The sequence below is a fragment of the Neobacillus sp. C211 genome (assembly GCF_051842875.1).
Lineage (GTDB): Bacteria > Bacillota > Bacilli > Bacillales > Cytobacillaceae > Neobacillus.
This window is the reverse complement of the sequence record NZ_JBPXRO010000009.1, coordinates 46,532-68,086: the sequence shown is the minus strand read 5'-3', so window position 1 is coordinate 68,086 and position 21,555 is coordinate 46,532. Positions and strand designations below refer to the sequence as shown.

Below are 21,555 nucleotides of genomic sequence, written 5' to 3'. Positions count from 1 at the left end.
AATAAAAGGAGGGATTACATTGAGAAAAATAATAGCAGCCATGCTTCTGATTCTACTAGTCGCTGGCTGTAGCAAAGAACCGACGCCACAGGATCGATTTTCTAAGTACATAGCTTTGTGGAATGAGCAAAAGTTTGATCAGATGTATGATTATCTTTCAACGGATGCCCAGAAAAAAATCACTAAAGAGGAATTTACGAACCGCTATCATAAAATCTACAAAGACCTTCAGATTACTGACCTCAAGATTGACTTCAAAGAACCGAAAGAGGATAAGCAGGCAGACAAAGAGCAAGCCCAATATTCTTTTAACGCGAAAATGAATAGCATTGCTGGATCTATTCAATTCACCCAGGAAGCTCAGTTGCAAAAAGAAGAAAGAGACGACAAGAAGAATTGGTATGTAGACTGGAATACTGAGTTCATTTTTCCAAAATTGCAGGAAGGCGATAAGATCGGGATTAGTACGGAAGCGCCGCAAAGAGGGGAGATTCTTGATCGCAATGACATCGGGCTGGCGGTGAATGGCCAGGTGTATGAGGTTGGCGTGGTTGCTGGGAAGGTGACGGACCAAGTGTTGGAACCGTTAGCCTCGCTGTTAAAAATGAGCCCGGATCAAATCAAGAAGGCGATTACGGCGAGTTGGGTAAAGCCGGAGCTGTTTGTGCCGTTGAAGCGGGTGTCGATGCAGGATGAGGAGCGGATTGCGCAGTTGATTGCGCTCGAGCCGGTGCAGACGAGGAAGGTGGAGGCACGGATTTATCCGTATGATCAGGCTGCGGCGCAGCTGATTGGTTATGTGGGTGCGATTACAGCGGATGAGTTGGAAAAGTTGAAGGATAAAGGGTACACGAGTAGTGGTATGATTGGAAAAAGAGGGCTCGAGCAAGTGTATGACGAGCAGTTAAAAGGGAAGCCCGGTGTGAAGATTACGATTAATAAGAAGAATGGTGACGCCGAGGTGCTTGCTGAAAAACCGGTCGAAGATGGAAAGAATGTCAAGTTGACGATCGATGCGGATGTTCAGGCGGCTATTTATAATGAACTTGGCAAGGAAGCCGGCACGGGTGCGGCTATAAACCCTGTGACGGGGGAAACGCTGGCGCTTGTAAGCACGCCTTCGTTTGACCCGAATCAAGCGATGCTTGGCTTCTCGGCGGCTGAATGGAAGGCGCTGCAGGATAATAAGCAAAATCCGCTCTCCACGCGGTTTAAACAGGCCTATGCGCCGGGTTCGGTCATGAAGCCGATTACGGCGGGGGTGGCGTTGTCGAGCGGGGCGATTACGCCGGAGCTGGCGGTGCCGATTCTAGGGTCGAAGTGGCAAAAGGATAAATCGTGGGGCGGCTATTTTGTGACGCGGGTCCATGGAGGCAGCCCGATTAATCTTGAAAAAGCATTGGTGTTCTCCGATAATATTTATTTTGCTCAGGCGGCGTTGAAAACGGGGAAAGATGTGTTTGCGGATGGGCTGAAGAAATTTGGCTTTGAGGAAGATTTGGCGTTCCCATTCCCGCTTGAAACATCAACGATTGGTGCGTTGGATCGGGATATTGCACTGGCCGATTCTGGTTATGGCCAAGGGCAGATTCAGATGAGTATCGTTCATTTGCTTTCGACGTATACGCCGTTTGTGAATAATGGCAATATGATTAGGCCGATTCTTTTGGCGGATGAGCAGCAGGGGCAGGTGCTGAAAGAGGCGGTAGTTTCGCCTAAGCACGCCGGCGTCATTGCGTCAGATTTACGGAAGGTCGTTGGTGACACTGGCGGAACGGCCCATGCTGCCGAAATATTGGGGTATCCGTTGGCTGGTAAAACGGGGACGGCGGAGATAAAACAGAAACAGGGCGAAACAGGCACGGAAAATGGCTGGTTTATTGGTTACAACACAGAGTCGCCGAGTTTGATGGTGGCAATGATGGTCGAGAACGTCCAGGGCCGGGGCGGTTCGCTGGTGCCCGTGAAGAAAGTGAAGAAGGTATTTGAGTTGGTGCGGTAAATGGACGATGGATCGGTTGGTGTCAGGCACCACCATGTTGACTTTTAAATGGATTTGGGATAACACCTAGGGGGCTAGGTGTTTTTCTTTGTTTTGAGGTCATTTTTATGTGGGGCTGATTGCGGGGAGTCCTATTTACTGTTGGGTTAGGGTTTTACTGTCCAGTTTTGGCCATTTACTGTCGGGGTTTGAGGATTTACTGTCGGGCTCGGGGGATTTACTGTTCACTTGGTGCCATATATTGTCCGGTTAGGGTTTTACTGTCCACTTTGAGCCATTTACTGTCAAGGTTTAGAGATTTACTGTAGACTTTTCAAGTTTTACTGTCGAGTTTCAAACATTTACTGTCGACTTTCTCGACTTTACTGTCCAACTCAATATCCATTTTTCAGCGGATGATGCCAGGGAGGCAATTTCCCTCCCTGACGAGTATTATTGTGGCTTCCACTGATACCGCTCCAGATCAATGACCCCGTTTAGACCGATCTCCACGCCTTCTGCCTCTAACGACAGCCTTTGCTCATTGTAGGACTCGTCATCTAGGAGGGCGATTTGCCCCTTAGCGTTGATGACGCGGTGCCAGGGGAGGCGGTGCCTCTTGCTCATGGAATGGAGGGCGCGGACAACTTGGCGGGCAGCACGGGGGCTTCCAGCGAGCCCAGCGATCTGACCATAAGTCGCGACCTTGCCTTCAGGGATACTGCGAATAATTTCTACTACATTTTCCGTAAAAGGTGTCATCGTGATCATCCTTTCGAAAAGTACATATCAAAAAGGTATCAAAAATATAATAAATTGAACAATCCTTTTTGTAAAAAATTGCCCCAAATTATATCAAGTACGGGCTTTCGAAACCTAAATTCTCTCCTCATTCCAATAATTATCGCCATATTTGAATAATTTTCTCTCGACAAATTTCTCGGGAAATAAATGCTGAGAGCGTGATATTTCCAGCCCAAAACCCTTATATCATGCGATTCTGGACGATTCTCCACGATTGTCGAAAATAAGTAAGAAGTCCAATTTTCAAAAAACTTTGGAATATCATCTTGTCCAGATTGAGTATTTATAGCATAATCCCCTATCCAAGCTAATAAAATGATTACAAACCTTTACAAAGAGAGTGTTTGAGGTGAAGAGTCGTTTGAAATTAGCGGATATTCAGTCGGGGACATGATTATTCATCGTATAGTCAGAAGGTAAAATTACTTTCTGCCGTCTGGTGCCTGACACTCATCAACAGAAGTGTCCTCCACTGGTGGACAAATGTCTTTTAATGGTGCCTGACACCAAAATGGTAACACCAAATAATAGCACCAAATGGTGACACCAAAATGGCACCAAAAATGACACCACCATGACACTAAAATTGATGACACCAAAACAGACACCAAAACGGAAGCAGAATTCGTCGAAGTGATAAGCGGGTCTCATTTCACACTTCTCACATCCAATTTAGGGAGGGCGAGAGTGTGCACGATTACATCAAAGAGAGAACTATCAAGATTGGAAAGTATATCGTGGAGACGAGGAAAACGGTTCGCGTGATTGCGAAGGAGTTTGGCGTATCCAAAAGTACAGTCCATAAGGATCTAACTGAGAGGCTTCCTGAGATTAATCCAGAGCTGGCAAATGAGGTTAAAGGTATTCTAGATTATCATAAATCGATCCGTCATCTCCGGGGGGGAGAGGCAACGAAAATGAAATATCAAAAAGAAGAAAAGGAAGGCGAAGCTGTAAAATAGACCTCAATTTCCGAATCATTCAAGCTGAGAAAACAAAATATTTCAAGGGCATTCTCTAGAATTCCTTAACTCGACATCCTTCAGCAAAATATACCATCTTTTCTTTTCTAAAAGTATGGAAATTTTAATGAGTATGGTACAATATACAATTAGGAAAAGTATGTGGATACCGTTTTAAGGAGGAAAGAAAAGAGAATGTTTGCAAGAGATATTGGGATTGATCTAGGAACGGCTAACGTGTTAATTCACGTCAAGGGCCGTGGAATCGTATTAAATGAGCCGTCCGTAGTGGCAATTGACAAAAATACAAATCGCGTACTTGCTGTTGGTGAAGAAGCCCGCCGCATGGTTGGTCGGACACCTGGGAACATTGTAGCGATCCGCCCATTAAAAGATGGCGTGATCGCTGACTTTGATGTGACAGAAGCAATGTTAAAGCATTTTATTAATAAGTTGAACGTAAAAGGCTTTCTATCGAAGCCGCGCATTCTGATTTGCTGCCCAACGAATATTACAAGCGTTGAGCAAAAGGCAATCAAAGAAGCTGCTGAAAAAAGCGGCGGGAAAAAGATTTACTTAGAAGAAGAACCAAAGGTAGCTGCAATTGGTGCGGGAATGGACATTTTCCAACCGAGCGGAAACATGGTAGTGGACATCGGTGGAGGAACGACGGATGTGGCTGTTCTTTCAATGGGCGATATCGTGACTTCCTCCTCCATCAAAATGGCCGGCGACAAGTTCGACATGGAAATCCTCAACTACATCAAGCGCGAGTACAAACTGTTAATCGGTGAGCGCACAGCTGAAAATATTAAAATCAACATCGGGACAGTTTTCCCAGGATCACGCTCGGAAGAAATGGAAATCCGCGGCCGTGATATGGTTAGCGGACTGCCGCGTACCATCTCTGTTCGTTCGGAAGAAATCGAAGGCTCCTTGCGTGAATCAGTGGCCGTGATCGTTCAGGCTGCAAAAAGCGTTCTTGAGCGGACACCGCCGGAACTATCGGCTGACATCATTGACCGCGGTGTGATTTTAACGGGTGGCGGAGCATTGCTGCACGGCATTGACATGCTGCTAGCGGACGAATTAAAGGTTCCAGTCCTTGTCGCAGAAAATCCAATGGATTGTGTGGCAATTGGAACAGGAATTATGCTAGATAACATCGACAAGATTCCAAATCGGAAGTTTGGATGATTTTTTGAAAAATTGTCCTTTGCCTGCGAGTAGAAATTGGATAAACAATTAATCACTATGACCCTTTCAGGTTTACTGTTGTATGACATCATACCTTGGATACAAAAAGTCTAATGAAGCAGGCAGGACAAGCCTCGATCATTGGGCTTTTTTATTTGGGTTCAGAGGAATAATTTTGAAATAATACACCTTAAAAACCAAAGAAAGCGACAAAAATTGAGCTATTTCTACGTTTATTGACTATTTCCTGTAAAAAGTTGATGAGTATTTTCAATTTATTTTTTATAATAGAGGTAATGAATTGGAAAAATTATTTTTTTAAAATTATAAATTGAATTACTCAGCAACATGAGTTGAACACAATTAATGGTTATAATATGTACTAACTCACTGAATCCGGGGTCAACCATGCCAGATAAAAATAAATGGACGGCTTCAGTTAAAGGGGAATTAAGGAATGTCAGTAAATAATTCAAACCATGAACAATATAGCACGAGAGAAGATTACAAACGCGCTAAAGCCGAAGAGCTGCAACGGAAACAGGACGCAGAGAAGCAGGCCAAGGACGAACCTCGGAAAATAAAGGACGCAGAGAAAACGGCCAAGGACGAAGCACGGCAAATAAAGGACGCAGAGAAACTGGCTAGGGACGAAGCACAACAAACGAAGGTCGTAGAGAAACAAGCGCCAACAAAGATTATAGAGATACTAGCCAAGAATGTAGCAGGTAGACTAAAGGGTTTAAAAAAACCAGCCCTGAATGTCGCAAGAAAAACTCAGGATGCGGGTCAACAGACAAAAACCAAACAGCCGCGTCAGAAAAGCGAGACGCCAAGGGTCAAAGAAACGAAAATCAGCTCAACTTATGAGGCCCCAAGGTCAAAGGATTCAAACAACACGAACAGCGCGGGTAAGAATGCGGAGACAGCACCTGTTTCGTACCAACGGATCAGAATACGGCTCATTCCGATTTGGCTGCGGCTCGTTCTATTACTAGTAATGGCCATTTTCTGTGTGACGGCAGGTGCTGTTGTTGGTTACGGCATGCTTGGCGGCGGAAAAGTAGCAGAAGTTTTCCAAGAATCCACATGGACACATATTATTGATTTAGTTCAAAAAGGAAAATAAATGGAGGAAGGGACGTAAATCCCTTCCTTTTTGTATCCCTTAAGTAGTAGAATAGAAAATAGACACTTGTTACTAGTAGGAGGTACTAAATAATGCTCGATATCGAACAAATCAAAGAAATCATCCCACATCGCTACCCATTTTTGTTGGTCGATCGAATTTTAGAAGTGGAAGAAGGAAAAAGCGCTGTTGGGATTAAAAACGTCAGCGCCAATGAAGAATTTTTCAACGGTCATTTCCCAGATTATCCAGTGATGCCTGGTGTGTTAATCGTGGAAGCACTGGCACAGGTTGGCGCTGTCGCTATGTTGAAAAAAGAAGAAAACCGCGGCCGCTTAGCCTTCTTTGCGGGAATTGATGGCTGTCGTTTTAAAAAGCAAGTCAAGCCAGGCGACCAGCTTCGACTAGAAGTGGAAATCGTACGCTTGCGCGGACCAATCGGCAAAGGGAAAGCTGTTGCGACTGTTGACGGTGAAATTGCCTGCGAAGCGGAAATCACATTTGCTTTAGGCGAGAAAAAGGAATAACCAAATGAAAGCGGCCGGAGGATTCTGGTCGCTTTTTCATATGCTATTATGTAGGCGCGCAAAAACATAGAAGCAGCAATTACCTTGAAAACATTTTTGTAAAAAAATGCTTGCTATCAATTGAAAGATGTCGGGAACCCTAAAAACAGACCAATAAAAGATAGGTCAAATTATGTTTGGAAGGGGTACATGATTTTGAAGAAAAAGTTATTTCTTTTGCTCGCAGGTTCGGTTTTATCTGCTGGCGTATTAACAGGCTGTAATAACGATAATGATAATGATGACCAAAATCCACCACCACCGGCTGTAAATAATCCAGCAGATAATAATAATCGAACAGATTTGAACAACCGAACAGATCTGAATAATCCAAATGGTGTTAGATATGATGATGACAATATCGATTTAGACAACAAGAACAACCATTATCCAAACACAGAAGACAAAAATACCGATACCGACAAAGATCCAATTAAGGATAGCAACACCAAAAAGGAAGAAATAATCGAAGATGATATTGACAGAAATGACAGAGACAATAAAGATGAATAAGTAACAAAAAGGGACTGGCATCTGCCTGTCCCTTTGTTTCTATTTTATTTCGTTTTTTACCTTTAGTTTCGGTTTGCTTTTTATTTTATCCCTAAATTCAGTAAGCAGCGCGGGACCCTCAAGCCCTTTTTGGAGGAGACTTTCGAGCAGTAGTTCGGAGTAATCACTTTTGTTGCGGCGAATGCTGCCTTCGAACAAAACGCTGATATGCTTTTCGAATTTAGTCAATGAACAAATTTTTGTTTGAAAATAAGCAGGCGCATTATCCTTCTTCGTGATGACAGCTTCGACAATAAGGTCGCGGTCTTGCTCGGAAATTTTTTTGAAATAATCATAGAGGGACAAATCTGTATACGCCTCAAGCAGCCATGTCGAGCGCTCGTCTTCCTTATTAAGAATCAAGCCATCCACCAACGGAACTTCAACTGAAGCATCATTTTCGACCACATCTAATGAGTACAATTTAAAAGATTTCATCACAACCTCCTGATTTCTTTTTCCTAAATTATAACATAGGTTTGCTTAAAGAAAATGTCGAATAATATTTGTCGAAATTTCAAAGATTAGTTTTCCTGCAAAAAAGGCCCTTCCTTTTTGACAAAAAGACCCGAGAAAAACCGATTATCCTGCAAGAATCAGTCTCGATAACTTCCTTTTCCTTGTTTTACAACCATCAGTCCAACGGGCTATGCTAGGACCATCAAACAAAAAGGAGATGAAAAAATGATCAATCAAGTCACATTGGTTGGCAGGTTGACGCGGGACCCGGAATTAAAAGAGACAACAGAAGGGACACAAGTGTCTCATATCACTTTAGCAGTGACTCGTCACTATCGCAATCAAAACGGCGAAATTGAAGCAGATTTCGTTCAATGCACACTTTGGCGGAAAGCGGCAGAAAATACATGCAAGTATTGCCGTAAAGGTTCAGTTGTTGGGATCACCGGGAGGTTGCAAACCCGGAACTACGATAACAAAGAGGGGAAAAGGGTGTATGTGACCGAGGTGATCTCCGAAACAGTCCGCTTCCTAAGCTCGAAGCCGCATGAAGCAGCGCCTGAGCCAAAAAAGGAGGAAATGACGATTGGGGTCTAACAATGAAATGGCCAGCAACCTCGAGCAATTACTGGAAAGCTTAATTAAGATGGTGGGAAATGCCAACAAAAACGTCGACAGCCTCCAAAGGCGCGTCTGCCAATTAGAATGGGCCATTAAGGAACAACAACATGAAATCAAGGAAAGAGACAACCTCATCAGAATTTACTCCTCACATCCACACGATTCTTCACAAAACATTCCTTTTCGTTCTTAAGTGATATTCAAAAAAATACGCCTTGGTTGCATTATGTTCAAGCTGCCAGGCGAATATTTTTAAAAAAATATCCCCGCAACGACTATCTATATAGAAAATCAAAAACAGCTCCGTGTTTCATCTCCATTTTTCCGGCAGGTAATTGCCGGAATTTTTTTGTTGTCTACAGGTATAAAAATAATTAATCAGGATAAACTATGTAAAAAACCCCCCTGTTTTTTTTAAAAAGAAGCCGCTGAACTCGTCAGCGGCTTCTTTGATGTTTATACGATTGTAAACTGCTTAAACAGGAAAACCTTCTTCTTAAAACTTATCCTTATGATGCCTACTCACCTTAATCTGGCTGATAAATGAATCAATATAAAAAGCTTTCCGTTTGGGCGGCATGAGATAAAGCTCTAATAAGGCCATTTTAAAATCGGGTTCTTTCTGAAGAAACTGGTTAATAATGAGCAGATCGTGATCGTCGCTGGTTTCCTTCGCGATGAATCCAGACCCCTCCGTTTTAGGCAGCAGCTGATCGAGCTCCTCCACCAAATATTCCTTATCGACCTGATAAATTTCCGCAAATCGAACCACCGTCTGATAGTTGGGAATACTTCTACCCGTTTCGTAGCGACTTACTGTGGGCCGATCCAACCTCATCATGTCGGCAAGCGTTTGCTGGGACCAGTTTCGGTTGTCGCGCAATTTCCTTAATTTTTCCGATAAAGACATTTAATTCACCGCCATTAAAACAATTCATGGTTTTAACTTAACGGGAAAACAGAACATTAAGTTTGAATATGTGAATTATGCACAATTATTTTTGTGAAAAAAATGCACGATGTCGACAAAATATGGGCTGGCGGAAAATCGCAATAAAGGAAATTGGAAATTATCGTCGAATAATGATAGTTGGTGTAAATAATTGTAATATTGGGAGGTATTTATATTTGTGGAAAAAAACTTAATCATATTTATTGGTGAGCATAACAACAACCAAAAAGTTGAAATCAAAGGTAAACCCAGTTTTTTCGATGCATTACAACTTTCTACCCAGTCGCCCCAAACAACAGGAGATATTCCATACCAATCCATCCCGTTTTATAAAAAAGCAATCATTCCCATTCAAATCAATAATTGCAATATTCAAATCAGCTACCACCGTCACCGTCATTCGCTGCAAATTGTTAAAGAAGATATTGATCTAACAGAAAAAGAAGTGTTCGAGCTCCTCAATCATTTTGCTATAAAAGAAGATAACAAAGTTTCCTTTTTAGCGGTATTCCCGAATAGTAAAAGAAGACTTAAAGGAGCGAGAAAAGCATTCATTCGCGCGGAGAGCAGGGACTTAAAGGGGGAAGAGCGATAGATAAGGTTTTTAATATGAGGTGCGCGAAAACGAACGGAGAAGAGTGGAAAATGCACTGGCAGCATAGAAAAGGTTCCGAAGATTTATTCGGGACCTTTTTTACGTTTGACCACTAAAAAGCCAGTCGTCCAGCCTGGCTCAGGTAAATGACTACCCTGGTGCCTGACACCAATAATTTTCCACCGCCAAGAACCCCCACCCACAACTGACATTCCACCGAAAAAAGAGGACACTGTTATGACACAGAATTGACACTTTTACGTGTAATATGACAAAAAGTGATGTACTTTTAATATTTCTGTAACATTACTGGTACATTCATCTGGTATAAATAGAGTACTAAGGAAAGGAGAAAGCGTATGCAAACGACAAAAAAGCGTATCATTCTCGTGTTACTTACAATCATCCTATCAGTAACGGGGTCTATGGTTACATATGCACAAACAAGCAGTGAAGACCTACATAATGCCCAGCAACAGCTGGAGCAGAAACAAAGAATAGTAGAGCAAAAGGCCCAAGAAAAGCAGACTGTTAATCAAGAGATAGAAAAAATTCAACAAGAATTGAACTCTCTTTACAGCGATATTACAAAGAACAAAGAAACAATGGCAAAAACGCAGCAAAAAATAGACGCAACAAATCAACTCATTGAACAAAAGAAACAAGAAATAGTCGTCCTTGAAGATAAAATCCTTGCACGTAAAGGGATTATGAAGCAGCGGGCCGTCGCACTTCAACAAAATGATAACGTCAATGTAATGATCAACCTATTCTTCGAGTCTGATAGTATCTCAGAATTTATCCAACGTGCGAGCGCCGTTTCGGCCCTGATGGATGCGGATAAAGATATCTTAGGAGCCCAGAAGGAAGACCTTCAAGAGATTGAAAATGATAAAAAAGAGATTGATAGACAAGAACAAATTTTATTAAAAGACCAAGAGGAACTTGCGAATCAACAAGCTCTCCTAGATCAAAATATGCAAAAACGACAACAAACCTTAACCGTTATGCAACAAAAATTGAGTCAAATCGTTAAACAAATGGCGCTTGCTGAACAGGAAAAAGCCGGCGTTGAGTCACAAATGAAGGATATTCAAGCTAAAATCAAAAAAGAACAAGATGAGGCCAAAGCACGTACAACTGCAAAAACAACAAAAGCAGCGCCATCATCATCAGAAAACATCACAACAGCAGCAGCAACAATAAGTGGCAAGGAGATGTATGTCACTGCAACAGCATACAGCTCAGAAGAGTCCGGTTCCATTACCGCACTCGGCTACAACATTCGTAATAATCCGAATATGAAATTGATTGCCGTCGACCCTAGAGTCATTCCACTTGGTAAAAAAGTCTGGGTAGAAGGTTATGGCGTTGCCATCGCAGGTGACACAGGCGGCGCGATTAAGGGCCATAAAATCGACGTATTAGTGCCAAATAGAGCAAAAGCATTACAATGGGGCAGAAGGACCGTGAAAGTTGTCGTCCTAAACTAATCCCGGCAATCACTTCAGCTACCCAAGAAGACCTGACAATCCACTGTTAGGTCTTTTTTTGACACAATTTTGATTCATTTTCCTTTTTTGAGCACCCCATGACCCATGAACTCATTGCTGATTTGCTGGTTATGAAATAAAATAAATTCATAATGTCATAAATCAGAAGAATGAGATAAGGGATGGGATCGATGATTGAATTAAAGCTGCGTTCGATTTTAAAACAGGTAAAAAGCCAAAGTCCGCAAAAAAGACTTGAGGCACTACAACAGCTTGCTCAATATAAATTTCAAGAAGGACTCGAGGTTCAAATCGATGTATTAAAGGATATGATCAAGACGGCTGCATCCAACTTTCCAGAGCGTGTGGAAAATTGGGACAACCCATCCTTTTATCTCATTGACTTTGTCTGTGATTTTCCCATGCCTGAAGTGGTGGAGGGACTCATAAAGCATTTCGACGGTTTCGATTTACTGGCAAAAGAGCTGGCAATTGTAATGTTGCTAGCAACAGAAGACGAAGAGGTTTTCTACGTCCTCGAGGAAAAAATAATCGGGTTAATCCAGACAGAGGATTTCTTTATTCCCGTTAAAGAACTTGAAAATTATCCGATGCTGATCAAGGGAATCCTTGATAAAACACTCGAGCATCTAAATACCAAACACTATAAATTCATGCTCTATGATTTGTTATTATCGCTAAACTCATCCGGGTTCGAGCAAGGCTATAAAAAAGAGGTAATCCTCCCGATCCTGCTTGAAGATTATCAGGCAGAGAAACAAGCTTACTTGAAATATGATACCGATTTTACACTCAAATATGTGTATTCTGCATGGAAGGTTAGCTATTTTGCTCTTCGTTCGAGAATGCGATTATTAATTAACTTAATGGAATATTATTATTCATCTGACATAGGCGCCGAGCTGGAGCAGGCAATGGCTTTCCGTGATCCGTCTATTAAAACAGAAGCGCTGATCATATCTATCGCCAAAAACCTTCCATATGATCAGAAAACATTAGTAGAGGCTGCAAATCAGATCGAAAGTGCAGAAATCGTTTATTGGGAGTTGAAGGAAAGAAATCTCGAGCATCTGTATCCGATCGCTGAAGGAAAGCAGCCCCATTTGGCGAAATCTAGGCTTTTTTCGACAATTATCAATCTGCCAGAGGAAGAAGAAGGAGTCATCCGCTTTCCTGAAGACATTCAGATCATCGATAAAGTCGATACGGAAAACACCTATGGACAGCCGATCCGCTATTACTTACTGAGTTTCATGCATATCGGGACCCGATATGCGGGCTGGGCAGGCGGCTATGCGCTCGAGGATGGCGACGATACGGCCGAAATATGGGATGGCAGCTACACTGATTTTGTCGAATGGGATTCAGCCAGCATCGAAGAACACAAAGCCGCTTTTTTCAAAAAAAGAGAAGAGGAAAAGCAAGAACATGAAATCAGTGTCTATTTTGAAAGTTCGCCACGGCTCAGCAAAGGTGCCTGGTTCTTCCTCAGCCTCGCGGTGGTTAACTGGATTAGAGAGGCGGTCGGAGGATTTTCAGAAGACTCGATTCCTTTCTTAATTGCACTAACCGTGATCGGCGGCGTGCTCTGTCTATATGAACTGACAAAAAATAAGAAAAGAGCCATCCAGGTCGTCGGCCAGCAGCTGGTGATGAAGGACGGTTCTAAACAGCATGCGATCGGAATGCACGAAATCAAAAAGGTAGAATACAACAAAAAGCACGTTCTCGTCTACGACAAGAAAAATGAACTTGCGTTTAAATTCCCGCTCCGCTGGGTCCGATACGACCTGTTTTACGTTCACATGATGGAGCATACCGACCATCTAAAAGACAGGCCATTTATACAATCATAAAAGGCGTCCCACAAGACGCTATAAGCATAAGAAAAGCAAAATGGTTCCGGGCAACAATCGCCGGAACCATTTTTTTATCGTGCCTTTTCATGGTGCCTGACACCGGAACACCATCTATTTAAGATGATCATTCAATACATTTTCCTCCAGGACAGAAAACTTATCCCCGTAGACCCTCGTAATATGATTCTCGCCCCATGTACAAAGCGAATTCAGAATCCCCTCCAAGCTCCGGCCATACTCACTCAGCTCATACTCAACCTTCGGCGGAATCTGATTATAAATAATCCGATTAATCACGCCATCCTCCTCCAACTCCCGCAGCTGCTGCGTCAGCATTTTCTGCGTAATATTCGGCATCAACCGCTTCAATTCACTCGTCCGCTTTTTCCCATGCGTCAAATGGCAGAGAATTACACACTTCCATTTCCCCCCAATCACCTCAAGCGTCGCTTCCACCGATATATTGTATTTCTTCTTCTCCATTACACATCTTCCTCCTCATTCAGACAGGCACCGAAAAGTACCTACCGCACCAAAAGGTATCTATATCACTTAAAAGTGCGTACTTCCTAATATTCCTCATATATCCCATAATAACATTTGCCGGATGAAAACAATCATACACTTTTTTAAATAAACCTACACAAATGAGGAGGAAAATTCATGCCTTTAAATAAACAACAAAGCACATTCGCACTACTGGCCCTAGCCGTCAGCGCCTTCGCGATCGGAACAACCGAATTTATCAGCGTCGGCCTGCTGCCGCTCATCGCCACCGATTTAGACATTCCCGTCACAACGGCCGGACTAACCGTCTCACTATACGCCCTCGGGGTCACATTCGGAGCACCCGTCCTAACATCACTGACATCAAGAATGTCACGAAAAACGCTTTTATTATGGATCATGATCGTCTTCATCATCGGTAACAGCATCGCCGCAAGCGCAACAACCATCAGCGTCTTACTCGTCGCCCGCGTGATTTCTGCGCTTTCGCACGGCGTCTTCATGTCGATCGGCTCCACCATCGCCGCCGACCTCGTCCCGGCCAACCGCCGCGCCAGCGCCATATCCATCATGTTCTCCGGCCTCACCGTCGCCACCGTCACGGGCGTGCCATTCGGAACATTCATTGGCCAACAATATGGCTGGAGACTCGCCTTCGTCATCATTATCGCCGTGGGCATCATCGGCTTCATCGCCAACTGGATTCTCATTCCTTCTTTTTTGAAAAAAGGAACCCAGACGAGCGTTCGAGACCAGTTCAAGCTCCTGACCAATGGCCGGCTCTTACTTCTATTCACAATCACGGCACTGGGGTATGGCGGTACATTTGTTGTCTTTACTTATTTGTCACCATTACTACAGGAAATAACCGGCTTTAATGAAGGCTCGATTGCAATTATTTTATTAGCCTACGGATTGGCGATCGCCATTGGCAACATGGTGGGCGGAAAGCTCTCAAACCGCAATCCGATTGGAGCCCTATTTTATATGTTTATCGTCCAGGCTGTGGTCCTGTTCGTCTTGATGTTCACCGCACAATTCAAAATCGCGGGCCTCATCACGATTATCTTTATGGGCTTACTCGCCTTTATGAACGTACCAGGACTGCAAGTATACGTCGTCATCCTTGCGGAGCGCTACGTCCCGAGTACCGTCGATGTCGCATCCGCCCTCAACATCGCCGCCTTCAACGCCGGAATCGCCATCGGTTCCTACCTAGGCGGCACCATCACCGACACACTTGGCCTCATCCACACCACATGGATCGGAGCCTTAATGGTCCTAGCAGCTGCCATCCTAACAGGATGGAGCCGAGCATTGGAACGGAGAGATCAAACAACTGCAACAGCAGTGGTGTCAGGCACCACTAAAACACAACTGTCCTCCTGAGGAGGGCAACAGCGTAATTCAATTTAAAAAAAATGGAGGTTATATTAATGAATAACAACTTACAAAGTACAACTACATTAAATAACGGGGTAAAAATGCCTTGGTTCGGCCTTGGCGTCTTTAAAGTAGAGGAAGGACCGGAGCTCGTGAACGCGGTGAAAACGGCGATCCAACATGGCTACCGCAGCATTGATACAGCGGCCATCTATGAAAACGAAGAGGGTGTCGGACAAGGGATTAAGGAATCAGGCATCGCTAGAGAAGATTTATTTGTCACATCCAAGGTTTGGAATGCTGACCTCGGTTATGAATCTACATTAGCAGCGTATCAAACAAGCCTAGATAAACTAGGTTTAGAGTACCTGGACCTCTATCTGATTCATTGGCCTGTGGCTGGGAAATACAAGGAGGCGTGGAGAGCATTAGAAACGCTTTATAAAGAAGGGCGTGTACGTGCAATTGGGGTAAGCAATTTCCAAGTACACCAGCTTGTAGACTTGATGAAAGATGCAGAAATTAAGCCGATGGTAAACCAAGTCGAATACCATCCGCGCTTAACCCAAAAGGAAGTTCAAGCATTCTGCCGCGAACAGGGAATTCAGATGGAAGCCTGGTCGCCATTAATGCAAGGCCAATTGTTAGACAATGAAGGATTAGCAGCAATCGCTGCAAAATACAAGAAATCAGTCGCCCAAATCATCCTGCGCTGGGATCTGCAAAACGGCGTCGTCACCATCCCAAAATCAACAAAAGAACACCGAATCATCGAAAACTCACAAGTATTCGACTTTGAGCTAACACAAGAAGACATGCACCAAATCAACAATCTAAACCAAAACCACCGCGTCGGCCCAGACCCCGACAACTTTGACTTTTAAATTACCTTTGGTTCCATCTTTAGTGCCATCATTGGTGTTAGATCTTTTATGTCATCCATCATTGGTGTCAGGCACCGTTCGTGGACAAATGCACCTATTGGTCCGCCAGGTGTGGACAGGTCAATCTCGCTACTGAGATTGGCCTTATTTCTATGCTTGCATTTACCGTGTCAAAGCGAAAGCTGCACTTGTGGTAAATGGAGAGAGCTTAAAGCACAATAATGAATGCAGTACTTTTTTTTCAGCTTTATTGGATAAACTAAGGCGACATGCTTGAGGGGTGAAGAAAATGCGAAATCAGCTTGAAAAAACATCTTAAGGTTTTTATTTGTTTTTGGGATTGGTACGTTCTTTAACTTAATTCGAAAGCCGCCTTTAAAGGACTGGTTGATTATTTTCTTATTGAAAAGCTATATAGCCACCATTATAGATAATTTATTAGTAAAAAGAGGATACTTAAAATACCCTGTTAACTTATCTAAAAGCTTTGACATAAGTGTATTATTTAGCTATCTCATTTTCCCAATCAGCTGTATTTATTTCAATCAAATAACCAGAAATTCAGGTGTTATAGGAATTCTAGCCAAGTGCCTATTATTTACATTACCATCGACACTAGTTGAATCTTGGCTCGAAAAAAACACAAAATTAATCAAATATAAAAAATCCTGGACCTCACTACATAGCTTTGCATCCATCGCAGCCACCTTTTTAATCGTGCGCATCCTCATGTCACTCATTAGAAAAACCGCCGAGAAATAATAATGGTGTCAGGTACCGCCCGTGGACATCTGTCCCCCTTGGGAGAAGCTTAACAGGTATTTTTCACATTCCTTTGCCATAATTATTAAATGGAGTATCTAAAAGGGGTTGTGAGAAAATGGCTTATAGGGTGAAGGAAGATAGTTGGAATGCTAGTTTATATGATACGAAGCATTCTTTTGTTTCTCTATTTGGAGGGGATTTGGTCCAATGGCTAGCACCGGAGTCAGGTGGAAAGATTCTGGATCTTGGCTGCGGAACAGGGGATCTAGCCAACCAACTGAATCAACTAGGCGTCGATATTATTGGGATTGATAAATCCGAAAACATGATCCAACAGGCACAAAAAAAGTACCCGGGTCTCACCTTCAAGGTACAGGACGCTGTGAACATGGGGTACACCAACGAGTTTGATGCAGTTTTCTCTAATGCTACACTTCATTGGATTAAAACTCCGAAACAGGCTCTACGGTCCATCTATAATGCCTTAAAACCTGGGGGCAGATTTGTCGCTGAATTCGGCGGGAAAGGCAACGTCCAGAAAATTACCGATGCAATCATTAACCAATTAGGCGAACACGGTACCGCGTATAAATCAGAGCAGTTCCCTTGGTACTACCCAAGCATTGCCGAATACACATCCATAATGGAACAAGTAGGATTTCGGGTCACCCACGCCCAACATTTTGATCGGCCGACCCCTTTATCTGAAGAGCAAGGCTTAAGAAACTGGATCGAGATGTTCGCAACAAGCATGTTCGAAGGCGTGACAAGCGAAACTAAAGAGTTAATCATCACAAGAGTGGAAGAGAACCTAAGAGAAGTTTTATTCCGCAACGGTGAGTGGATCGCGGATTATAAGCGGATTCGTGTACTGGGGATAAAAGAGTGATCACGGGGACCATATTGGGTCCTTCTTTTTGGTTAAGCCTGGTAATGGTTCTGTACCTCTGTGAACAAAGAGCTAATAGTAAAAACCCAATAATTGGAACCCTTTTGCGGTAAATCCGTATATAGAGATAACTATTTTAAAAGGGGAGTTAAAAATAATGAAAAGACTAATTACCATCGTGATTACGTTTTTAGTTTTAACAGGATTGAGTTATGGCATAACGTATTATACCCATACAAAATTCATTGATTATTCCTTCTTTATTGGATTAGCTTCCACCGTAATCATTTGGTTCTTTACTTCAAAAGGCGGGCACACTTCAAGACTTTTAGATATGTCAATTCAAGCAACCACTGGAACGAAAGTTGATCAACAAAAGTATGAGTTTTCACCAAATGTTGTTTTCCTAACCTCCCTGGCATATACCATCATTAACCTTGGAGTAATGTTATATTATTACAGAAGTTATTTCTAAAAGTGGAAGTAGGTCGTTATCTGTTAAACAAATCAAGTGTCATCTTGTATATATAGAAAAGATGACACTTTAAAATATATTGTTCTTTATAATTTTCATTATTAGTCTCCAAATAAAAGACCTTATTTCCGTTCCTTTGCCATTGGAAGTTGGTCCAAAAATTCATGTTCAATCATTAAGTTGACACAATCTTCACCATATAGTAATTCCTCTGCCATTAAACGTGTATAGTGAGCTCCAATATCTTTTCTTAGGACACTTGAAAGAGAAACTCCATAATGTGCTGCCGTTGCTCCTGTTAGCAATATCATTTTAAACAACATTAGTCTATCGGAAAAAGGAGGAACGGTTGTGTCAGTAACCTCACTTTCCCACGTAGGTAGTTGAGGTAATTCATTAGCAAGAAGAATTGATTGGAATATTTCAATATGCTTTTGCCTTATCTCTGCTCCACGGTGAAAGTGATTTTTAAATTCGTTTGACCGAGTGACTTGAGCAAAACCTCTCATTAACTCTTTTGTTACTTCATTAATTCGAATGTTGGCTACTAATTGAGTAATTTCATAAGATGTTAGTGGACGACGTTCAGTGAACCAACCAGCCAAAAAGTTCTGCTTACTAACTTTTTCAACAAGTTCTGGAGTAGGAATATGTATTTCCGGATGGTGTAACCCTTTTTTTATCCTAAGGTCAGCCAACCTATTAAATAGTTGTGAAGCATTTTTTAGGCAATCTTCATAAAATTGACGAATATCAGTCCGTGTAGAAGTGCTTAATGAAAGTGAATAAACACCTAGTGACTCTTGACACAACACACCTTTAAGAATGAGGACAAACTTGTCTGTGAAGAGAGCAGGAGCATTAACATCCACATCTTCAGCATCAAACTTTTGAGGGAGTGGATGATTTGCCTCTTCTAGGAAAGTTCTAGACTTTTGGACTTCTGTTATTGCCATCTCTTCCGCATACCCAAGGATAGGACGTAAATCTTCATCCTGACAATTCGTTATAAAATAGCGTGTAACCCATTGTGTCATTGTGTTAATTAAATATGAATTCCATAAATTTGTCATTTCTGCTGGAGTTAATTTTGGTATATCCATTTTACATTCCCCTTATTTTTCCTAATTAAATCTTAGAATTTCCTGTAGGGTAAGGATTATTCTTCCTTAAAAATAAACTTTTTAAGAAAATATGAACACGAAATTGTTCAACTAACAGTTTTAAGAGTTGAAGATCGGGGAATGCTGCGCCTATCCCTTTGCTTTTTCGACTAACTTTAAGCAGGATAGTTGAAAAAGGGGTTATCGGAAGAATTATAGGAAAACCAAAGCAACCCGTTAGGAATTTCCAATCTCTCTAATTTTCCAACACTTTCACATAACAGAAACGCACCACTAGAACAACAAAAGGGACAGGTTAAAGGTTAACTGTCCCTTTTTTGTTTACTTATTATGACTTTTTTGGGCTTTTAATGCGACTTTTTCAAAGCCATTTCCACGTTCTTCCGCAAATTCTAAATCGGCTTTTGGTAGAGCCGTATTATGTTTTCTAAATTGGTTATTCTTATTTTTAGCCATTATTTCACCACCCATTTAATTATTCCTTTAAGGCTGCAACTATTTCAGCACCCCACGATTTTAGTTTGCTTTCTTTTTTTGAGGCTATGCTAGCTGAATTTCTTTCGTCTCATTCGAAAAAAAGAAGCCCTATAAGTTGAAGGCTTCTTTGACGTATAAAATGGATTAATGGACCCGGATAATTTCGTAAATATATTCATCGTGGTGAACCCTGGTATGTTTTGATTCTAATCGTTCGAATTCGTGGATTTCATCCATTGGCTCGCCAAGCAACCAGTTTTTGAGTTCAAACAAAAAATCAGTAAGCATCATGATTCCTCCCTGGAATGGGTTATTGGATTCCTTATAATCCTATTATACATGTGAATCACTTCACATAAAAGCGGTTACAAAATAGGCGAAATAGCAAAATTATACAGAAAAATAAGAGAAGTTTGTGGACTAAGTGCATTACTTTTATTTGAAGATCCAGCTCTCTTTTTGGTGGCTCTTCTTATTGTACTAACGGAGCAGGTAAGTTAAACAATAACGATGAAAATTCATAAATGGTTTATGACGTAATTTACATATACTATATTAAGGAGATGAATAAATGGAAGAAGATTTTTATTTCTCAAAAAAACAATTTATAAGAGGTTTGATGATGCCGAAAAGTATAGGTGGTTTGATGATGAAAAGAGGTGACGTATCACTCGCTAAGATTAATGGTGTGTGGGAAAAATACACAGAATCTGTACCCAGAGGAAGAAAACCTTTATCAAATCATGATGATCTAGTTTTGATTGGTTGCGGCAAAGATGTTGAGATTGATCGTGAGCAACTTTCACAAGAACAAATAGAAACTCTAATTATAGGAATGAAAAATAATCATTAATTCAAAGTACGAAGATGCTTTATTATAGAAGAAAAGATACTTGGAAAACTAACGGGTGCAAGATTCGAAGATCCAGCTGCCCTACTTGGCGGCTTTTTCTTATTGACTAAAGTTGCAGGATAGTTCAATAAGATTTTTTTCTAGAAATTAAAAATGCCCATCCGTATGAGGAAGGACATAAAAGTTATTATTTCTCTTTTGCGATTTCTTTTCTATTAGGAGCAAGTGGTGGCTGTTCTAACCACTTGTTTTTCACCATAACATCAAACCAGTTTTTGGTAATTGCTAATGTTTTTAGAATGGCTTTTTCATAAACTGCACCCAGGTCTGTTCGCATGGCTGCTGCTAGTCCTGTCCCGTGATATACTTGTGCAGTTTGAGACAAGAAACCAATATGATACAACATTAATTTATCCGAAAAAGGAGAGTCTTTTGACGTTGTAACCTCTGATTCCCACGACATTGGAACGGGCAAATTATCCTTGTGCATAATTTTTGTAAGGGCTTGTATGTTTTCATCAGCTGTTTTTTCAGATTCCTCAAAAAACTTTCTTACTTCTTTCGATTCAGTGACTTGACTGAATCCAATTGAAAGAGCTTTTGCCATAATGCTCTTTTTAATGTTAAGTGAAATACTAATTATTTCTGTAGCAGATAAAAGTCTCCCTTTTCCGAAGAATCCATCAGTAAAATCTTTGGTAGAAATAAATTCAGGGCTCTCGTTAGGATAGAAATAGGGGTCTCTTTGGAATTTTCCTTTTTCAAGCAATATCTCAATGGTTAAATCGTACATATTTTTTGCATCATTATCACATGAATTGTAAAAATCCCGTAGGTCCTTTCTGACAGAAACACTTAAAGCGGTTGTATGTCCCAACAAACCGTGTAAAGTCATAATATGCAAATAATTCAAACAGAAGGAGTCAGAAAACAATCTCTCAGCACGTTTATTAAGGATGTAATAATCTACAAATCTTAAATTAAATGACTAGTCCATCCGTAGGGCA

26 protein-coding genes and 1 pseudogene are annotated in these 21,555 nt (G+C 41.7%); 17 read left to right on the top strand and 10 right to left on the bottom strand.

The genetic code is table 11. The features are described from left to right. The first annotated feature begins 19 nt into the window (after positions 1–19). A complete protein-coding gene (locus ACSU6B_RS10615) occupies positions 20–2,002 on the top strand; it encodes a penicillin-binding transpeptidase domain-containing protein (protein WP_410885035.1) in 1,983 nt (660 codons plus the stop codon). A gap of 432 nt (positions 2,003–2,434) precedes the next feature. On the opposite strand, the gene ACSU6B_RS10610 is transcribed toward ACSU6B_RS10615, so the two are convergent. Both ACSU6B_RS10610 and ACSU6B_RS10605 read right to left on the bottom strand, forming a co-directional pair. Further along, positions 2,435–2,743, bottom strand: a complete 309-nt coding sequence (locus ACSU6B_RS10610) for an MGMT family protein (RefSeq protein WP_410885033.1) — start codon at positions 2,741–2,743, stop codon at positions 2,435–2,437. A 464-nt stretch (positions 2,744–3,207) separates the two neighbouring features. Next, positions 3,208–3,381, bottom strand: coding sequence for a hypothetical protein (locus tag ACSU6B_RS10605; protein ID WP_410885031.1), 174 nt, complete (start codon positions 3,379–3,381; stop codon positions 3,208–3,210). Between the two features lie 93 nt (positions 3,382–3,474). Here ACSU6B_RS10605 and spoIIID point away from each other — a divergent pair, with 93 nt between their 5' ends. The 5 genes from spoIIID to ACSU6B_RS10580 all read left to right on the top strand — a co-directional run bounded on the left by spoIIID (position 3,475) and on the right by ACSU6B_RS10580 (position 7,152). Beyond that, positions 3,475–3,747: a sporulation transcriptional regulator SpoIIID gene (spoIIID, locus tag ACSU6B_RS10600; RefSeq protein ID WP_026568271.1), complete on the top strand. Its 273-nt coding sequence runs from the start codon at positions 3,475–3,477 to the stop codon at positions 3,745–3,747. 195 nt (positions 3,748–3,942) lie between these two features. Continuing rightward, positions 3,943–4,944: a rod shape-determining protein gene (locus ACSU6B_RS10595; protein ID WP_088090147.1), complete on the top strand. Its 1,002-nt coding sequence runs from the start codon at positions 3,943–3,945 to the stop codon at positions 4,942–4,944. Positions 4,945–5,401: 457 nt separating this feature from the next. Continuing rightward, on the top strand, positions 5,402–6,073 hold the full coding sequence (locus ACSU6B_RS10590) for a DNA-directed RNA polymerase subunit beta (RefSeq protein ID WP_410885028.1): 672 nt from the start codon (positions 5,402–5,404) through the stop codon (positions 6,071–6,073). A 92-nt stretch (positions 6,074–6,165) separates the two neighbouring features. After that, positions 6,166–6,600: a 3-hydroxyacyl-ACP dehydratase FabZ gene (gene fabZ, locus ACSU6B_RS10585; RefSeq protein WP_168241240.1), complete on the top strand. Its 435-nt coding sequence runs from the start codon at positions 6,166–6,168 to the stop codon at positions 6,598–6,600. 195 nt (positions 6,601–6,795) lie between these two features. Further along, entirely contained in the window at positions 6,796–7,152 is a 357-nt protein-coding gene (locus tag ACSU6B_RS10580) for a hypothetical protein (RefSeq protein ID WP_410885026.1), read from the top strand. A 39-nt stretch (positions 7,153–7,191) separates the two neighbouring features. On the opposite strand, the gene ACSU6B_RS10575 is transcribed toward ACSU6B_RS10580, so the two are convergent. Then, positions 7,192–7,629: a YwpF family protein gene (locus ACSU6B_RS10575; RefSeq protein WP_168241238.1), complete on the bottom strand. Its 438-nt coding sequence runs from the start codon at positions 7,627–7,629 to the stop codon at positions 7,192–7,194. Between the two features lie 246 nt (positions 7,630–7,875). Between ACSU6B_RS10575 and ssb the strand changes: the two genes are divergently transcribed. Continuing rightward, a complete protein-coding gene (gene ssb / locus ACSU6B_RS10570; protein ID WP_410885023.1) occupies positions 7,876–8,247 on the top strand; it encodes a single-stranded DNA-binding protein in 372 nt (123 codons plus the stop codon). Further along, positions 8,237–8,464, top strand: coding sequence for a hypothetical protein (locus ACSU6B_RS10565; protein WP_215004854.1), 228 nt, complete (start codon positions 8,237–8,239; stop codon positions 8,462–8,464). The genes ssb and ACSU6B_RS10565 overlap by 11 nt, the downstream gene beginning before the upstream one ends. A 303-nt stretch (positions 8,465–8,767) precedes the next feature. Here the strand turns inward: ACSU6B_RS10565 and ACSU6B_RS10560 are convergent, their stop codons facing one another. Then, positions 8,768–9,181 (bottom strand): helix-turn-helix domain-containing protein, encoded by a 414-nt coding sequence (locus tag ACSU6B_RS10560; RefSeq protein WP_410885020.1) that lies wholly within the window; start codon positions 9,179–9,181, stop codon positions 8,768–8,770. 220 nt (positions 9,182–9,401) lie between these two features. Between ACSU6B_RS10560 and ACSU6B_RS10555 the strand changes: the two genes are divergently transcribed. Further along, the gene (locus tag ACSU6B_RS10555) at positions 9,402–9,818 is read left to right on the top strand and encodes a hypothetical protein (protein ID WP_410885018.1); all 417 of its coding nucleotides are present in this window, start codon (positions 9,402–9,404) and stop codon (positions 9,816–9,818) included. Between the two features lie 83 nt (positions 9,819–9,901). Here ACSU6B_RS10555 and ACSU6B_RS10550 read toward each other — a convergent pair whose 3' ends face one another. Beyond that, positions 9,902–10,030 (bottom strand): hypothetical protein, encoded by a 129-nt coding sequence (locus tag ACSU6B_RS10550; RefSeq protein WP_410885016.1) that lies wholly within the window; start codon positions 10,028–10,030, stop codon positions 9,902–9,904. 147 nt (positions 10,031–10,177) lie between these two features. Between ACSU6B_RS10550 and ACSU6B_RS10545 the strand changes: the two genes are divergently transcribed. Both ACSU6B_RS10545 and ACSU6B_RS10540 read left to right on the top strand, forming a co-directional pair. After that, on the top strand, positions 10,178–11,311 hold the full coding sequence (locus ACSU6B_RS10545) for a 3D domain-containing protein (RefSeq protein WP_410885014.1): 1,134 nt from the start codon (positions 10,178–10,180) through the stop codon (positions 11,309–11,311). 191 nt (positions 11,312–11,502) lie between these two features. Beyond that, positions 11,503–13,188, top strand: a complete 1,686-nt coding sequence (locus ACSU6B_RS10540; protein ID WP_410885012.1) for a hypothetical protein — start codon at positions 11,503–11,505, stop codon at positions 13,186–13,188. 114 nt (positions 13,189–13,302) lie between these two features. Here ACSU6B_RS10540 and ACSU6B_RS10535 read toward each other — a convergent pair whose 3' ends face one another. Further along, a complete protein-coding gene (locus tag ACSU6B_RS10535) occupies positions 13,303–13,674 on the bottom strand; it encodes a winged helix-turn-helix transcriptional regulator (protein ID WP_098932429.1) in 372 nt (123 codons plus the stop codon). 180 nt (positions 13,675–13,854) lie between these two features. Between ACSU6B_RS10535 and ACSU6B_RS10530 the strand changes: the two genes are divergently transcribed. From ACSU6B_RS10530 to ACSU6B_RS10510, 5 genes are all read left to right on the top strand, one after another. After that, positions 13,855–15,087, top strand: coding sequence for an MFS transporter (locus tag ACSU6B_RS10530; RefSeq protein ID WP_410885010.1), 1,233 nt, complete (start codon positions 13,855–13,857; stop codon positions 15,085–15,087). 47 nt (positions 15,088–15,134) lie between these two features. Then, positions 15,135–15,965, top strand: coding sequence for an aldo/keto reductase (locus ACSU6B_RS10525; protein WP_410885008.1), 831 nt, complete (start codon positions 15,135–15,137; stop codon positions 15,963–15,965). Positions 15,966–16,352: 387 nt separating this feature from the next. Next, positions 16,353–16,727 carry a CBO0543 family protein gene (locus tag ACSU6B_RS10520; RefSeq protein WP_410885006.1) on the top strand — a complete coding sequence of 125 codons (375 nt, stop codon included), beginning with the start codon at positions 16,353–16,355 and terminating at the stop codon, positions 16,725–16,727. 118 nt (positions 16,728–16,845) lie between these two features. Then, positions 16,846–17,619, top strand: coding sequence for a methyltransferase domain-containing protein (locus ACSU6B_RS10515; protein WP_410885004.1), 774 nt, complete (start codon positions 16,846–16,848; stop codon positions 17,617–17,619). Positions 17,620–17,776: 157 nt separating this feature from the next. Beyond that, positions 17,777–18,094: a hypothetical protein gene (locus ACSU6B_RS10510; RefSeq protein WP_410885002.1), complete on the top strand. Its 318-nt coding sequence runs from the start codon at positions 17,777–17,779 to the stop codon at positions 18,092–18,094. Between the two features lie 122 nt (positions 18,095–18,216). Here ACSU6B_RS10510 and ACSU6B_RS10505 read toward each other — a convergent pair whose 3' ends face one another. From ACSU6B_RS10505 to ACSU6B_RS10495, 3 genes are all read right to left on the bottom strand, one after another. After that, positions 18,217–19,197, bottom strand: coding sequence for a DUF3231 family protein (locus tag ACSU6B_RS10505; RefSeq protein ID WP_410885000.1), 981 nt, complete (start codon positions 19,195–19,197; stop codon positions 18,217–18,219). Between the two features lie 342 nt (positions 19,198–19,539). Next, positions 19,540–19,674 (bottom strand): hypothetical protein, encoded by a 135-nt coding sequence (locus tag ACSU6B_RS10500; protein ID WP_282599625.1) that lies wholly within the window; start codon positions 19,672–19,674, stop codon positions 19,540–19,542. A 165-nt stretch (positions 19,675–19,839) separates the two neighbouring features. Then, positions 19,840–19,986 (bottom strand): hypothetical protein, encoded by a 147-nt coding sequence (locus tag ACSU6B_RS10495; protein ID WP_179195985.1) that lies wholly within the window; start codon positions 19,984–19,986, stop codon positions 19,840–19,842. Positions 19,987–20,266: 280 nt separating this feature from the next. Between ACSU6B_RS10495 and ACSU6B_RS10490 the strand changes: the two genes are divergently transcribed. Continuing rightward, a complete protein-coding gene (locus tag ACSU6B_RS10490) occupies positions 20,267–20,548 on the top strand; it encodes a hypothetical protein (RefSeq protein WP_410884998.1) in 282 nt (93 codons plus the stop codon). A 187-nt stretch (positions 20,549–20,735) separates the two neighbouring features. On the opposite strand, the pseudogene ACSU6B_RS10485 reads toward ACSU6B_RS10490, so the two are convergent. Further along, positions 20,736–21,503, bottom strand: a pseudogene (locus tag ACSU6B_RS10485) (DUF3231 family protein); the annotation flags it as partial. Positions 21,504–21,555 lie beyond the last annotated feature (52 nt).

What these genes read in the sequence shown, in the direction of transcription:
- ssb (WP_410885023.1), top strand. Translation starts at nt 7,876, where the DNA reads ATGATCAATCAAGTCACATTGGTTGGCAGGTTGACGCGGGACCCGGAA.
- ACSU6B_RS10510 (WP_410885002.1), top strand. Translation starts at nt 17,777, where the DNA reads ATGAAAAGACTAATTACCATCGTGATTACGTTTTTAGTTTTAACAGGA.
- ACSU6B_RS10550 (WP_410885016.1), bottom strand. Translation starts at nt 10,030, where the DNA reads ATGTCAGTTGTGGGTGGGGGTTCTTGGCGGTGGAAAATTATTGGTGTC.
- ACSU6B_RS10495 (WP_179195985.1), bottom strand. Translation starts at nt 19,986, where the DNA reads ATGATGCTTACTGATTTTTTGTTTGAACTCAAAAACTGGTTGCTTGGC.
- ACSU6B_RS10535 (WP_098932429.1), bottom strand. Translation starts at nt 13,674, where the DNA reads ATGGAGAAGAAGAAATACAATATATCGGTGGAAGCGACGCTTGAGGTG.
- ACSU6B_RS10590 (WP_410885028.1), top strand. Translation starts at nt 5,402, where the DNA reads ATGTCAGTAAATAATTCAAACCATGAACAATATAGCACGAGAGAAGAT.
- ACSU6B_RS10540 (WP_410885012.1), top strand. Translation starts at nt 11,503, where the DNA reads ATGATTGAATTAAAGCTGCGTTCGATTTTAAAACAGGTAAAAAGCCAA.
- ACSU6B_RS10490 (WP_410884998.1), top strand. Translation starts at nt 20,267, where the DNA reads ATGGAAGAAGATTTTTATTTCTCAAAAAAACAATTTATAAGAGGTTTG.
- fabZ (WP_168241240.1), top strand. Translation starts at nt 6,166, where the DNA reads ATGCTCGATATCGAACAAATCAAAGAAATCATCCCACATCGCTACCCA.
- ACSU6B_RS10560 (WP_410885020.1), bottom strand. Translation starts at nt 9,181, where the DNA reads ATGTCTTTATCGGAAAAATTAAGGAAATTGCGCGACAACCGAAACTGG.
- ACSU6B_RS10500 (WP_282599625.1), bottom strand. Translation starts at nt 19,674, where the DNA reads ATGGCTAAAAATAAGAATAACCAATTTAGAAAACATAATACGGCTCTA.
- ACSU6B_RS10505 (WP_410885000.1), bottom strand. Translation starts at nt 19,197, where the DNA reads ATGGATATACCAAAATTAACTCCAGCAGAAATGACAAATTTATGGAAT.
- ACSU6B_RS10515 (WP_410885004.1), top strand. Translation starts at nt 16,846, where the DNA reads ATGGCTTATAGGGTGAAGGAAGATAGTTGGAATGCTAGTTTATATGAT.
- ACSU6B_RS10525 (WP_410885008.1), top strand. Translation starts at nt 15,135, where the DNA reads ATGAATAACAACTTACAAAGTACAACTACATTAAATAACGGGGTAAAA.
- ACSU6B_RS10595 (WP_088090147.1), top strand. Translation starts at nt 3,943, where the DNA reads ATGTTTGCAAGAGATATTGGGATTGATCTAGGAACGGCTAACGTGTTA.
- ACSU6B_RS10530 (WP_410885010.1), top strand. Translation starts at nt 13,855, where the DNA reads ATGCCTTTAAATAAACAACAAAGCACATTCGCACTACTGGCCCTAGCC.
- ACSU6B_RS10575 (WP_168241238.1), bottom strand. Translation starts at nt 7,629, where the DNA reads ATGAAATCTTTTAAATTGTACTCATTAGATGTGGTCGAAAATGATGCT.
- ACSU6B_RS10610 (WP_410885033.1), bottom strand. Translation starts at nt 2,743, where the DNA reads ATGACACCTTTTACGGAAAATGTAGTAGAAATTATTCGCAGTATCCCT.
- ACSU6B_RS10545 (WP_410885014.1), top strand. Translation starts at nt 10,178, where the DNA reads ATGCAAACGACAAAAAAGCGTATCATTCTCGTGTTACTTACAATCATC.